Annotated in this window: 8 protein-coding genes; 5 read left to right on the top strand and 3 right to left on the bottom strand. The window is 45.3% G+C overall.

Translation table 11 applies throughout. The annotated features are described in order from the left end of the window. The first annotated feature begins 19 nt into the window (after positions 1 to 19). A complete protein-coding gene (locus ACTHQF_RS01295) occupies positions 20 to 1,831 on the top strand; it encodes a MutS-related protein (RefSeq protein ID WP_440428043.1) in 1,812 nt (603 codons plus the stop codon). A gap of 82 nt (positions 1,832 to 1,913) precedes the next feature. On the opposite strand, the gene ACTHQF_RS01290 is transcribed toward ACTHQF_RS01295, so the two are convergent. Both ACTHQF_RS01290 and ACTHQF_RS01285 read right to left on the bottom strand, forming a co-directional pair. Next, positions 1,914 to 4,181 (bottom strand): aconitate hydratase, encoded by a 2,268-nt coding sequence (locus ACTHQF_RS01290; protein ID WP_440428042.1) that lies wholly within the window; start codon positions 4,179 to 4,181, stop codon positions 1,914 to 1,916. Positions 4,182 to 4,465: 284 nt separating this feature from the next. Further along, positions 4,466 to 5,083, bottom strand: coding sequence for a polysaccharide deacetylase family protein (locus ACTHQF_RS01285; protein WP_440428041.1), 618 nt, complete (start codon positions 5,081 to 5,083; stop codon positions 4,466 to 4,468). An 82-nt stretch (positions 5,084 to 5,165) separates the two neighbouring features. Between ACTHQF_RS01285 and ACTHQF_RS01280 the strand changes: the two genes are divergently transcribed. The 4 genes from ACTHQF_RS01280 (at position 5,166) to ACTHQF_RS01265 (ending at position 11,947) form a co-directional block, all read left to right on the top strand. Beyond that, entirely contained in the window at positions 5,166 to 6,533 is a 1,368-nt protein-coding gene (locus tag ACTHQF_RS01280; RefSeq protein WP_440428040.1) for a TolC family protein, read from the top strand. Positions 6,534 to 6,585: 52 nt separating this feature from the next. Next, positions 6,586 to 7,953, top strand: coding sequence for an efflux RND transporter periplasmic adaptor subunit (locus ACTHQF_RS01275; RefSeq protein ID WP_440428039.1), 1,368 nt, complete (start codon positions 6,586 to 6,588; stop codon positions 7,951 to 7,953). Between the two features lie 73 nt (positions 7,954 to 8,026). Further along, a complete protein-coding gene (locus ACTHQF_RS01270; protein ID WP_440428038.1) occupies positions 8,027 to 9,025 on the top strand; it encodes an NAD(P)H-dependent glycerol-3-phosphate dehydrogenase in 999 nt (332 codons plus the stop codon). A 144-nt stretch (positions 9,026 to 9,169) separates the two neighbouring features. After that, a complete protein-coding gene (locus ACTHQF_RS01265; RefSeq protein ID WP_440428037.1) occupies positions 9,170 to 11,947 on the top strand; it encodes a TonB-dependent receptor in 2,778 nt (925 codons plus the stop codon). A gap of 83 nt (positions 11,948 to 12,030) precedes the next feature. On the opposite strand, the gene ACTHQF_RS01260 is transcribed toward ACTHQF_RS01265, so the two are convergent. After that, positions 12,031 to 13,875 (bottom strand): DEAD/DEAH box helicase, encoded by a 1,845-nt coding sequence (locus ACTHQF_RS01260; RefSeq protein ID WP_440428036.1) that lies wholly within the window; start codon positions 13,873 to 13,875, stop codon positions 12,031 to 12,033. Between the last annotated feature and the right edge of the window lie 97 nt (positions 13,876 to 13,972).

Here is a 13,972-nt window from a genome sequence, read left to right as displayed (position 1 = left end):
TCAGCTTTAATCCAAAGATATGGTAAAAACAAAAGATAGCATTTTATTGGCCTACCAAAATGCTGCGGCAGCGCAGTCGTCCATCATAAAAACACTTAAAGAGAACCTGAATAAAGTATCGCTGTCGCGCTTGGGTGTTTTTCTGCTGGAGATCCTGTTTGTGGCCTTGATCATCAGTTTCGGTTTTAGTATGGTGTACACGATCCTGATGATCATACCTGTCTTTTTGTTTGTGGCGCTGGTTAAAAAGCAAACCAGATTACAGCGCGAGCTCGGTTATGCCAACCAGCTGCTTTGGGTATATGAAAATGAGATCCAGCTTATTGAACACCGGAAAAACGGATACCAGGACGGCGAAATCTACGAGGATGAAAACCATCCTTATGTTTCTGACCTGGATATCTTTGGACCGGCATCATTATATGTATTAACCAATCGTTGCAGCAGCAGGGAAGGCATGGACCAGCTTGCAGCAAAGTTGCATACCGCCAGCAGCCGCGAGACCATCCTTGCCCGTCAGCAGGCCATCCGGGAGGTTCAAAGTCATATGGAAGCCACCTACCACTTCCGTGCGGAGCTGAAAAGCCACGGTCCGGATCAACTGGCAATGATTAAAGATAAACTCTCCCGGCAATTGCCAGAGGAGCTTAAATTCACGCACAAACCTTTCCTGCGGTTATATGCCCGTATGGCACCTTTCCTGAGTATTGGAACATTATTACTCGGCAGTTTTGTTGGCGGCTGGACCTGGGACCTGCTGGCCGCTGTAGCCATCTTCAACTTCGCCTTCAACTACTTACACATCAAATCCATCAGTGCTGTATATGACGGTTTCAGCGGCAGCGCCGAAGTATTGAGCTCCTTTGCGAACGTCATCCGGTGGATGGAAGATATCCAGTGGAAAAGCCCCTACATTCTGGACCTTTTCAAACAGGAACATCCGGAGACAAAGGGCAGTGAACAGATTAAACAGCTTGCCGGGATCATCCAGGCCTTTGATGCCAGGCTGAACATGATTGTTGGTGCAGTGCTGAACATTTTCTTTGTATGGGACCTGCGCTGTTCCGTACGCCTGGATCAATGGCATCAAACCGCATCCAATGACCTGGTACATGGGTTACAGCGTATCAGTGACTTTGAAGAACTGATCTCCTTTGCAACCTTAACGCAGAACCATCCGGAATGGATATTCCCGGAGATCTTGCCGGAATTTGGGTTAAACACCAGCAGCATGGGACATCCATTGATTCCGGAAGACAAACGTATTCCCAATGATTATGCACTGGAGCAGGGCCCGACGGTCGACATCGTGACCGGGTCGAATATGGCGGGTAAGAGCACCTTTCTACGTACCGTTGGGATCAACATGGTGCTGGCATTCGCTGGTGCGCCTGTTTGCGCGAAAAGCTTCCAGAGCTCCATCTTCTCCCTGGTTACCTACATGCGGATCAAAGATTCCCTGAATGACCAGACCTCCACCTTTAAAGCGGAGTTGAACCGCTTGAAAATGATCCTGGAGATGGTATCGAAAGTACCCGACTCCTTGGTGCTTATTGATGAGATGCTTCGGGGAACGAACAGCAAGGATAAATACCAAGGTTCAAAAGCTTTCATCGAGCGACTGATCGCACAGCATACACCCGCTTTATTCGCCACCCATGACCTGCAACTCTCCGAGATGGAGCAAGATTATCCGCAACAGTTGCGGAACTACCACTTCGATATTCAACTTAGCGAGGGCGAGATGAACTTCGACTATAAACTTAAACATGGTGCCTGCCGTACCTTCAATGCTGCGATCCTCTTAAAGCAAATTGGCTTGAGCATGTAATTGCAAGGAGCAGCCTGTAAGGCATAAAAAAACCTCCTGTGTTTAGCAGGAGGCTTTTTATTATCTGTAAGTTGATACGATCTTATGCGCCAACTTGTTTTCTGATGATGTTTAGTGCGCCACCAGCTTTGAACCACTCAATTTGCTGAGCGTTGTAGCTGTGGTTTACAGAAATCTCGTCTTTAGTACCATCAGCGTGGTTTAACACCACTGTTAATGGAACGTTAGGCGTAAATTCCGTTAAACCAACGATATCAACTACATCGTCTTCAAGGATTCTGTCGTAATCTTCTTTGTTCACGAAGGTTAAAGCCAACATACCTTGTTTCTTAAGGTTGGTTTCGTGAATCCTTGCGAATGATTTTACAAGAACCGCTCTAACACCCAAGTGACGAGGCTCCATCGCTGCGTGCTCGCGGCTAGATCCTTCACCGTAGTTTTCATCACCAACAACGACAGAACCAATGCCTTGTGCTTTGTACGCACGTGCAGTAGCTGGAACCGGGCCGTACTCGCCAGTTAACTGGTTCTTAACGGTATCCGTTTTTTCGTTGTAGTTGTTCACTGCACCGATAAGCATATTGTTAGAAATGTTATCTAAGTGACCACGGAATTTTAACCATGGACCAGCCATAGAAATATGGTCAGTAGTACATTTTCCTTTAGCCTTGATCAACAGTCTTAAGCCAGTAAGGTTGGTACCTTCCCATGCTGGGAATGGATCCAACAGCTGTAAACGGTGAGAGGTAGGAGATACCGCAACCTGCACGTGACTTCCGTCAGCAGCTGGTTCCTGGTAACCGGCATCTTCAACCGCGAAACCACGGATCGGCAATTCGAAACCTGAAGGTGGATCAAGTTTCACCTGCTCGCCTTTATCGTTAGTTAAAGTATCTGTTAGTGGATTAAAGCCAAGATCTCCGGCAATTGCCATTGCAGTTACCAGTTCAGGAGAACCTACAAAAGCAAAAGTGTTCGGGTTACCATCAGCACGTTTCGCGAAGTTCCTGTTGAAAGAGTGAACGATGGTGTTTTTCTCTTGTTTCTCAGAACCTACACGATCCCACATACCGATACATGGACCACATGCATTGGTGAAGATCTTTGCACCAATGTTTTTGAAAGTATCCAGGTAACCATCACGCTCTACCGTGTAGCGGATTTGCTCGGAACCTGGGTTAATGCAATATTGAGCAGCAGTTTTCAAGCCTTTTTCTTCAACTTGTTTTGCTACGCTCACCGCACGGGAAATATCTTCGTAAGAAGAGTTGGTACATGAACCGATCAAACCTACTTCGATTTTCATTGGCCAGCCGTTTTCTGCAGCTACCTCTTTCATTTTAGAAATCGGCGTAGCCAAATCCGGAGTGAAAGGACCGTTCAGGTAAGGCTCAAGCTCAGACAGGTTGATCTCGATCAGTTGATCAAAATACTGCTCTGGATTAGCGTAAACTTCAGGGTCACCGGTAAGGTGTTCTTTGATGGCATTTGCCGCATCAGCGATGTCTGCGCGGTTTGTTGCACGCAGGTAACGCTCCATGCTATCATCGTAACCGAAAGTAGAAGTGGTTGCACCAACTTCAGCACCCATGTTACAGATGGTACCTTTACCAGTACAGCTTAGGTTTTCTGCACCTTCGCCAAAATATTCGATAATTGCTCCGGTACCACCTTTTACAGTAAGGATACCAGCAACTTTTAAGATTACATCTTTAGGGGCAGTCCAGCCGCTTAATTTACCAGTTAATTTAACACCAACCAGTTTAGGGAATTTAAGCTCCCAAGGTAAGCCAGCCATAACGTCGCAGGCATCAGCACCACCAACACCAATTGCGATCATACCTAATCCACCCGCATTAACGGTGTGCGAATCGGTACCGATCATTAAACCACCCGGGAAAGCATAGTTTTCCAATACCACCTGGTGAATAATACCAGCACCTGGTTTCCAGAAGCCGATACCATATTTATTTGAAACTGAAGCAAGGAAATCAAATACCTCTTTACTTTCTGTATTTGCAGCAGGTAAATCGAACTCTGCACCATCTTTCGCAGTGATCAGGTGATCACAGTGAACCGTTGATGGAACAGCAACTTTAGGCCTGCCAGCCTGCATAAATTGCAATAATGCCATTTGTGCAGTTGCATCCTGCATTGCAACCCTGTCCGGAGCGAAATCTACATAATCAGTACCTCTTACGAAAGCCTTATCTGTATTCTGTTCCCATAAGTGGGTGTATAAAATTTTCTCTGAGAGCGTTAAAGGTCTGCCGACAACTTTACGAGCCGCTTCGATGCGCGGACCAAAGTTAGCATACACCTTTTTTATCATTTCTATGTCGAATGCCATTGAACTATTGGTTAAAAGGTAATAAGTCTAAATAATTGAGCGAATTTACAAAAAAAAGAAACCAGGGGCGATCATCTTTAAATCATTATATTATTTATAAATGTTCTAAATTGACCGGTATATAACAATTCCATGTGGATTAGGTTTGCTTCAAACCCAAACCAAGTTTGCCGCCCAGATTACCGGGGCCTTGACAGGGGGTTAACAAGGGGTTGACAGGGCCTTGACAAGGCTAGCGACAGCTCAACCCCATGTCAAGCCCTTGTTAAAGGCAGGTATACGCCTCATAAGGTCCTGAACTCGTATCCCTTTAACTTCAAATCAGCTATACTACGTGGAAGTGCATACTTTAAACGGTCAAATGCTTTTAAACTATCGTGAAAAACGATGATCGATCCGTTCTCCACATACTTATTAACATTATGGTAACAACCTTCGGGGGAGAGCTGCAGATCAAAGTCGCCGCTGAGTACATCCCACATCACGATGTTCATCTCTGGATACCTTTCACGGATTAGGCGTACCTGCGATTTTTTGATCCTTCCATATGGTGGACGGAAAAGCTTTGAGGCGGTTAGCTTTTGGCATTGCTCGAAATTCTCCAGGTATGTTGCATCATCGGTTTTCCAGCCTTTAAGGTGGTTGAAGGTGTGATTGCCCACTTTATGCCCCTCCTCCAGGAGTTGTTGAAATAAATGCGGATGTTTACGTATGTTGTCGCCAATACAAAAGAAGGTAGCCTTAACTTGCTGATCTCTTAAAGTTTTTAAAACAAATTCTGTAACATCGGGTATAGGTCCGTCGTCAAAGGTTAAATAAATTGCTTTTTCAGCGCGGGACTTGTGCCAGGTAAGTGAAGGATAATACCATTTCAGCAGCAGGGGGGATTTTACCAGATACATATCCAAAAGTACTAAAAACTGCTTGCCGCAGTTGGATTTGAAAGGGTAATTTGGCGTTTAACAAAATTGAAAATAATAAAGTATGAAAATTTTTACCAATCATGGTTTGTTCTCCCGGTTAGGCTGTCTTGTGGCGGCGGGCTGCATCAGCATGTGCTTCAGTGCTACCGCCCAGGCCCAGGAAGTGATTACCATCAAACAGGCCGTAGAAAGGATGCTTCAAAATAATATCAACGTCAAACAAAGCGCTCTTGATGTTGCCACAGCTGATGTAAACCTTAGCCAGTCACGTGCAGCACTGTTCCCAACCTTAAACGCAGGGGCTTCCAGCGACCTGAGTTTTGGTCGTTCACTGGATCAAACAACCTTCCAGATCCGTAACCAGGCGTTGTCGGTAACCAATGGACGCTTGTCAACCGGTGTGGATTTGTTCGGAGGTCTGGTAAAGATGAATCAGATCCGCCAGAATAAGATCTTATTGGAGGCAGGTAAAAGTGCTTTGGAACGTACTAAAAATGATCTGGTCCTACAGGTGGTAACTTCATACTTTCAGGTGGTCTTCAATGATGATTTGTTGAAGGCTTCCCAGGAACAGCTTATTGTAGCTCAGCAGACCTTAGCGCGTGAAAATGCTTTGATGGATGCCGGAAATAAAACGATGGCTGATATCTCGCAAGCGAAGGCCCAGGTCGCGACTGCAGAGTTGAATGTTACCAATGCACAGAATCAGCTGACGATCTCTTACCTTACCTTGGCCCAGCTGATGGAAATGCAGGCCGACAATGCCAACTTTAAGGTGGTTGCGCCAACGATCGAAGACATCAACTACGCACAAAAAAGCTACAATGTAAACGAGGTGTTTACAGAGGCCCTAACACGATACCCGAATATTAAGGAGGCACAACTGAACCGCCAAGCGGCAGAAGTTGGCGTAAAAGTGGCCAAAGGGTTCCAGTATCCGACCTTATCGCTTAATGCAGGACTTGGTTCATCTTATTCTTACGTGTTTGATGATGATGACAACCAACCCTTTTCGGATCAGATCAATCAACGTTTTAACCAGTTTGTAGGTTTAAGCTTACAGATCCCGATATTCAACGGATTAACCGCAAAATCAAATGTTAAGCGTGCGAAGATCCAGTACCAGGGCTTTATCAACCAGGAACAGCTGGAAAAAAACAACCTGAACAAAGTTATCGCACAGGCGGTTGCCGACTTGCGCGCAGCAGATGCCCGCTATGGTTCAACCGAGAAAACCTTCAATGCCCAAAATGATGCCTTTATGGTTATTGAGGAACGCTATAATGTAGGCCTTGTAAACTCGCTGGACTATAACACCGCAAGAACTAACCGAAATCGTGCAGAGATTGACTTCATTCAGGCAAAATACGACCTGCTATTCCGTTCTAAAGTCATAGATTTTTATCTTGGCAAAGAAATCACTTTTTAATCCTTAATCAGCATATAAAAGCCATTTTTAAAACAGCAAACAAACGAACAAAATGAAATTAAAACACATACTTATTGCAGTTGGAGGATTGATAGTCTTGCTGCTTATACTGAAAGTTACCGGTGTAATCGGAGGAGAGAAGATCGAGCAGATTACCGTTGACAAAGCTGCCGACCGCACGGTTGTAGAAACCGTAACGGCGAGTGGTAAAATACAGCCTGAAACTGAGGTGAAGTTAAGCTCGGAGGTTTCTGGAGAGGTAACGGAACTACTGGTTAAAGAAGGTGACATCGTTAAAAAAGGTCAGCTGTTATGTAAGGTTCGTCCGGACGTGTTGAAATCTGGTTATGACCGCGCTCGTGCATCTTATAGCTCACAAAAAGCTGCAGTAGCGGCATCTGAGCAACAACTGAAGCAAACACAAGCCAACTTCGTAAACGCTGAAGCAACATACAAACGTAATGTGGAGCTATACAAGAAAAAAGTGATTTCGCAGGCGGAATTTGATTCTGCTAAGGCGGCATTCCTGACCGCACAAACCAACCTGGAAGCGGCAAAACAAAACCTGGTAGGTGCGAGGTTTGGCTTGGAGCAGTCTGGAGCAAACGTACAGGAGGCTAGTGCCAACTTGGCGAAAGCAACGATCTACGCACCAGTTGATGGTGTGATCTCTAAATTGTCCGTAGAGCTGGGCGACCGTATTCTTGGTACTGCACAATTTGCAGGTACGGAGATCATGCGTATCTCTAACCTGAACTCCATGGAAGTAAACGTGGATGTAAATGAGAACGACATCAACCGTGTAAACGTCGGGGACAGTGCAATGATTGAGGTCGATGCTTTTGCAGACCGTAAGTTCAAAGGTATTGTTACCGAGATTGCAAGTTCTTCTAAAGATGTGGGTACAACCACAACTTCTGTAGACCAGGTAACCAACTTTGTAGTGAAGATCAGAATTCTTGCGGAGTCTTATACCGATGTTAAAGGTGGTGCCAAAGATTTGCCTTCGCCATTCCGCCCGGGCTTGTCGGCGACAGTAGACATCATGAGTGAATCTGTTAAAGGGCTATCCGTTCCGATCCAGGCAGTATATACCGGAGATAAGAGCAAAGCCGGAGCAGGTGCTGAAGTTAAAGACGCACCACCTGCTGCAGAAGGCTCAGCAGATAAACAGAAGTCGAAACTGGAAGATAAAACCATTAAGCAATATGTATTCGCGTTTGAGAATGGTGCCGTTAAACAAGTGGAGGTAAGCACTGGCATTCAGAACGACCAGTTCATCATTGTGAAGTCTGGCCTTAAAGCAGGAACAGAAGTGGTGAGCGGTCCGTATTCTGCAATTCAGAACCGTTTGAAAGATGGAATGAAGGTAGAAAAGACCACTAAAGATCAGCTCTTTGCTGCACCAGGCAAAAAGTAAGAAGCCCCTAATCATAATATTTGAGTAAATTGTCCCGGTTTTAAAAAGAACCGGGATTTTTTATTTACAGACTATGTTGGCAAAAGTTGCTATGATTGGTGGGGGTAGCTGGGCTACGGCTATCATTAAAATGCTCTCAAATAATATCAAAGAAAAAGAGATCTTTTGGTGGATGCGAAACACGGATGCTATCGAACACATCAAGAAATATCATCACAATCCGAACTACCTGAGTGCTGCGGAAGTGAATATTCCTTCCACAAACATCTCCGATAACATCTGCGAAATTATCCATGCTGCAAACTACATCATCCTGAATGTGCCTGCAGCTTTCCTTAAGGATACGCTGAAAGATGTAAAGCCCGAAGATTTTAAAGGCAAAAAGATCATATCCGCGATCAAAGGTATCGTACCGGATGAGAATCAGATCATAGCAGAGTTTCTGCACGAGAAATTCGAAGTGCCTTTAGAAGATATTTTGGTGATCAGCGGACCTTGCCATGCAGAAGAAGTTGCCCTGGAGAAGTTATCCTACATTACCATCGCTTCGATTGATGTTGAGGCTGCGACTTACTTCGCTTCGCTGTTAAATACCCGTTATCTGAAAACCAATGTCTCCGATGATATCTTCGGAACTGAATATGCTGCAGTGTTGAAAAATATTTATGCTGTTGCCAGTGGCATCTGCCATGGGGTAGGGTATGGCGACAATTTCCAGGCGGTACTAATCTCCAATGCCATCAGAGAGATCAACCGTTTCGTAAATGCGGTTCACCCAATCAGCAGGGATATTAAGGAGTCCGCATATCTGGGCGATCTGCTGGTAACGGCCTACTCTCAATTTAGCCGCAACCGTACCTTCGGAAACATGATCGGCAAAGGCTATACCGTTAAATCCGCACAACTGGAGATGAACATGATCGCTGAAGGTTATTATGCGGCAAGCTGTATGCACGTGATCAATAAGAAGTATAAAGTGGACATGCCCATCAGTCGTGCCGTATATGCGGTGTTGTATGAAAAACATGCGCCGCAAATGGAGATGGCGCTGCTTACGGAGCAGCTAAGCTAAACACCACATTGAAGTTCAGGTGTTTACCGCAGGTCATTTGAGTATAAAATAGACTACTCGTTCAGTAGGATAAAATTGCAAATAGCTATATTTGCGCACATTTCTGGTGGATACCAGAGATAGGTTTTACTTAGCTTATTTTATATGAAAATTAAACTTTACCTGTTCATTCTACTCTGCTGCAGTGTGGGCTTGTCGGCCCAGGCGCAAGTGATCCGCGGGGAAGTCCGCGACAGTAGTCAGACCATTACCGGTGCTACGGTTTCCGTAGTCGGGCAACAGCTACGCATTGGAACAGATGCGAATGGCAGATATGAAATCAAACTACCCGCTCCAGGTACCTATCAGGTAACCGTAAGTTACATCGGCTACCAGACCCAACAAAAAAGCGTTACCGTTGCTGCTGAGGAACTGAAGCAGCTGGACTTTGACCTGATCAATGCCGGTGGAAATAACCTCGAAAATGTGGTGGTACTGGGTTCCCGTAGTGCACCACGCTCGCGCATGGATACTCCGGTTCCGGTGGATGTGGTGGATATTCAGAAACTGACCGCGAATGTGGCGCAGGTATCGGTAAACCAGATCCTGAATTTCGTGGCCCCTTCCTTTACTTCTAACGTGATGAGCTTAACCGATGCAACGGATCACATCGACCCTGCATCCCTGCGTGGTCTTGGTCCAGATCAGGTGTTAGTGCTGATCAACGGAAAAAGAAGACATACCACTTCCGTAATCAACATCAACGGAAGTTTGGGTAAAGGTTCCGTAGGTACGGATTTAAATGCCATTCCAACCGCTGCAATAAAAAGAATTGAGATACTGCGTGATGGTGCATCTGCACAGTACGGGTCCGACGCGATCGCGGGCGTTATCAACATCATCCTGAATTCTGATGTGAATAAACTTAATGCCAGCGTATCCGGTGGTGGTTTTGCGGGCAAACATTCCGACGGACTGGATGGAGAAACCGTACAGGCCAACGTTAACTATGGTGTTGCACTAAATGATAAAGGCGGTTTTCTGAACCTTTCAGGTTCCTTCGATTTTCGTGATTTTGCTTCCAGAACAACACCTTACCGTGGTGTGATCTTCACGGATTTTAACAATCCGGAGTTATATCCTAATCCAACAGGTGTGGATATCACCGATGAGGAGTTGGTAAGAAGAGGCCTTGACCGTGGCGACTTCGTGCCGAATATCGGTCAGTCCAAAAACCGTGGTGGTTCCTTATTTTTCAACAGTATTATTCCGGTAGCGGAAGAAGCGGAGATCTATGCATTCGGTGGTCTGAACTACCGTAATGGTACCTCTACTGCATTTTACCGTACCCCACGTCAACTTACACAGAACAATGCAACCATTTACCCGAATGGTTTCCTTCCCGAAATTAACACCAATAACCTGGATCAGTCTTTTGCAGTGGGTATCCGCGGTAATTTAGGCGAGTGGAAAGCAGACTTCAGTAATAGCTTTGGCCGCAATGCGGTGGAATTTGCGACCCGGAATACACTGAATGCCTCTATGCTGAACTCGTCTCCAACATCATTCGAGTCTGGCGGTTATGACTTTACACAGAACACTACCAACCTGGACTTCTCGAGATTTTTTGAAGGCCCATTAAGTGGTATCAACGTTGCTTTTGGTTTTGAAAATCGTTTTGAGAAGTACAAGATCAATCCGGGGGAAGAAGCTTCCTATGTGAATTATGGTAATGCCATCAATGCAGGAACACCGGAGAACCCGGTTTATATTCCCTCGCCAACAGGTAATATTCCAACCCGCTTTGCGGCAAACGGATCACCTTATGCTGGTGGTGCACAGGGGTTCCCAGGCATCAGTGCAGATAACTTAACCAACGAAACGCGTACTTCTATAGCAGGTTATGCAGATGTTGAGGTCAATGTTACCGACAAATTCCTGGTAGATGGAGCGGTGCGGTTTGAGAACTATTCGGACTTTGGTTCTACCTTGAATGGAAAGCTGGCTGCCCGATACAAGTTTTCTGATGCATTCTTATTGCGTGGTGCAGTGAACACCGGTTTCAGAGCACCATCTTTACACCAGCGTTATTTTAACTCTACTTCAACCGTGTTTATTGACGGTGCCTTTGTGGAGTCTGGTACTTTCGCGAACGACAGCCGTGTAGCACAGCTTTTGGGTATTCCAAAGTTGAAAGAGGAAACCTCAGATAGTTATAGCCTTGGTTTCACCAGCAACCTGGGTAAGTTCAAGATCACAGTGGATGGTTACCTGGTAAACATCAACGACCGAGTGATTTATACTGGTCAGTTTAGCGGAAGCAATGCGCCGGATGCCACACCACAGGATAGAGAGCTTTATGATCTATTGCGTTTAGCCAATGCGACTACTGCGAGGTTCTTCGCCAATGCCGTTGATACCAGAACTATGGGTATTGATGCGGTATTCAGTTACAGTACACCGCTGGGTAATGGTATTTTCAGGGCAGATCTTGCAAATACATTCACCAAGACCGAGATCGTAGGTGATGTACACGCTTCACCGCTGTTGGTTGGTAAAGAGAGTACCTACCTGGATCAGGCAAGCCGAATTTTAATTGAGCGTGTTACGCCAAGAATTAAAACCAACCTGAGTTTGGATTACTCCTGGAACAAATGGAATGCATTTGTAAGGAACGTTTACTTTGGAGAGATCCAGCAACCGACCAACGTGGAGGCTAACCGCCAAACCTTGCCAGGCCGCGTAGTAACGGATCTGGGGGCTGGTTATAACCTAACCAAAAACTTGAAGCTTACCGTTGGTGCAAACAACGTGTTTGATGTTTACCCAGCACAGCTGTTGTTAAGCAGCCAGGGGACTTCCGGTATTCTGTATCCAAATCAGGCACCGCAGTTTGGTTTCCTTGGAAGGTACGTATTTACCAGACTGGCGCTAAACTTCTAGACACTTCCAAACATACTGTTGAAAAGTATGTGCATAAAAAAAGGCGGATCAATGATCCCCCTTTTTTTATTTATATGTTTTGATTAAGATCTACGTCTTCTATCGCCACCGCCATCACGTCTTCCGCTTCCAGCTTTGTCATCACGGCTACGGCCAGAGAAATCTCTGAAACCACCACCGCTGTTACCGCCTTCACGTCTGCCGCCACCGCCATAGCTTCTGCGTTCACCGCCATCACGACGACCACCGCCACCGTAACCACCGCTTCTGCGTTCGCCTCTGTCGCTGCTCACCGGAGCGTCACCAGATTTTTCAATCCTTACGCCACGGTTGTTGAATTCAATACCTTTAAAGTTATTGAATAGGGAGTCAACAGCTTCGTTTTCAACTTCGAAGAAAGAGTAAACACCTTTAAGGTCAATTTTACCAACGTTCTTACCGCTGATCTTACCGTTATTACAAACGAAGGATAACAAGTCGCCACGGGTGAAATCATCTACTGAACCAAGGTTAATGAACAGACGGGTGTAACCTTCGCTGCTTCTTGAACCACGTTCGCCACGCTCGCCTCTTTCGCCACGTACACCACGCTCATCTGCTGCTGCATTAAGATCAGGTGCATTTTTGTAGTATTCCAAGAAGCGGTTAAACTCCAGGGAAGCAAAACGTTTGATCACATCTTCTTTGCTCAACTCAGCAAACTCATCCATAATTCTAGGGATGTACTGATCGATCTGGCTTTCGTTAACTTCTACGTTCTGTACTTTGTGGATCAGGGAGAAAAGTTGTTTCTCACAAACATCAAAGCCTGTAGGAAGTTCAGCTTTGGTAAATTGTTTACCAATGATTCTTTCGATCTGACGAATTTTGCCAATCTCTTTAGAGTTGATGATACAGATAGAGATACCGGTTTTACCAGCTCTACCGGTACGACCGCTACGGTGTGTGTAGCTTTCGATCTCATCAGGTAAAGAGTAGTTGATTACGTGCGTTACATTGTTTACGTCGATACCACGCGCTGCAACATCAGTAGCAATTAACAACTGCATGTTACGGTCGCGGAAACGTTGCATTACCTTATCACGTTGTTGTTGAGAAAGGTCACCGTGTAAAGCATCTGCATTGTAACCATCTTTAATCAGGTGCTCTGCAACATCCTGGGTATCCAGTTTAGTTTTACAGAAAACAACTGCAAAGATTTCAGGGTTAAAATCTACGATACGTTTAAGGGCAGCATATTTATCTCTTGCACGAACCTGATAGTACTCGTGCTCGATATTTACGTTACCAGTGTTTTTGGTACCCATGGTTAATTCCGTAGGGTTGTCCATGTAGTTTCTCGCTATTCTTCTAACCTCAGGAGGCATAGTAGCAGAAAACAACCATGTTTTTTTATCGTCAGGTGTTGTAGACAAAATTTCGTTAATGTCTTCCTGGAAGCCCATGTTTAACATTTCATCGGCTTCGTCTAATACAACATACTTCACGCTGGAGAAGTCTATTGCTTTACGGCCGATGATGTCTAACATACGGCCCGGTGTAGCCACAACAATTTGTACACCGTTTCTAATCTCACGCAATTGCTGCATAATGTTCGCGCCACCGTAAACGGCAACCACGCTAGCACCAGAGATGTTTTTTGAGTAATTCTTGATGTCGCTCGCAATCTGCAAACAAAGCTCTCTTGTAGGGCATAAAATTAATGCCTGAGGCTTGTTGAGCTTAAAGTCGATAAGCTCAATCAGCGGCAATCCAAATGCGGCTGTCTTTCCTGTTCCTGTTTGGGCCAAACCAACAAAGTCGTTACTGCCCTCTAACAATACAGGAATAGCTTGCTCCTGAATAGGTGTTGGATTTTCGAAACCTAAATCCGTTACAGCATTAACAACGTCATCACTTATCCCCAATAATTTGAATGGGTTATTCATTTTAACTTTTTTAATTAAGCCGCAAAGGTAAGGTTTTTAATCCGTATTTCATTGATAGCGAAGTAAATAAAAACAGCCGATCAAGGATCGGCTGTGG

Origin of the sequence: Pedobacter sp. SAFR-022, assembly GCF_051965375.1 — a bacterium.
Taxonomy (GTDB): domain Bacteria; phylum Bacteroidota; class Bacteroidia; order Sphingobacteriales; family Sphingobacteriaceae; genus Pedobacter.
The sequence above is the reverse complement of the archived record's forward strand: the minus strand, read 5'-3'. Positions and strand labels throughout refer to the sequence as shown.

Coding starts and splice junctions, on each gene's coding strand:
- ACTHQF_RS01295 (WP_440428043.1), top strand. CDS start 20: ATGGTAAAAACAAAAGATAGCATTTTATTGGCCTACCAAAATGCTGCG.
- ACTHQF_RS01290 (WP_440428042.1), bottom strand. CDS start 4,181: ATGGCATTCGACATAGAAATGATAAAAAAGGTGTATGCTAACTTTGGT.
- ACTHQF_RS01285 (WP_440428041.1), bottom strand. CDS start 5,083: ATGTATCTGGTAAAATCCCCCCTGCTGCTGAAATGGTATTATCCTTCA.
- ACTHQF_RS01280 (WP_440428040.1), top strand. CDS start 5,166: ATGAAAATTTTTACCAATCATGGTTTGTTCTCCCGGTTAGGCTGTCTT.
- ACTHQF_RS01275 (WP_440428039.1), top strand. CDS start 6,586: ATGAAATTAAAACACATACTTATTGCAGTTGGAGGATTGATAGTCTTG.
- ACTHQF_RS01270 (WP_440428038.1), top strand. CDS start 8,027: ATGTTGGCAAAAGTTGCTATGATTGGTGGGGGTAGCTGGGCTACGGCT.
- ACTHQF_RS01265 (WP_440428037.1), top strand. CDS start 9,170: ATGAAAATTAAACTTTACCTGTTCATTCTACTCTGCTGCAGTGTGGGC.
- ACTHQF_RS01260 (WP_440428036.1), bottom strand. CDS start 13,875: ATGAATAACCCATTCAAATTATTGGGGATAAGTGATGACGTTGTTAAT.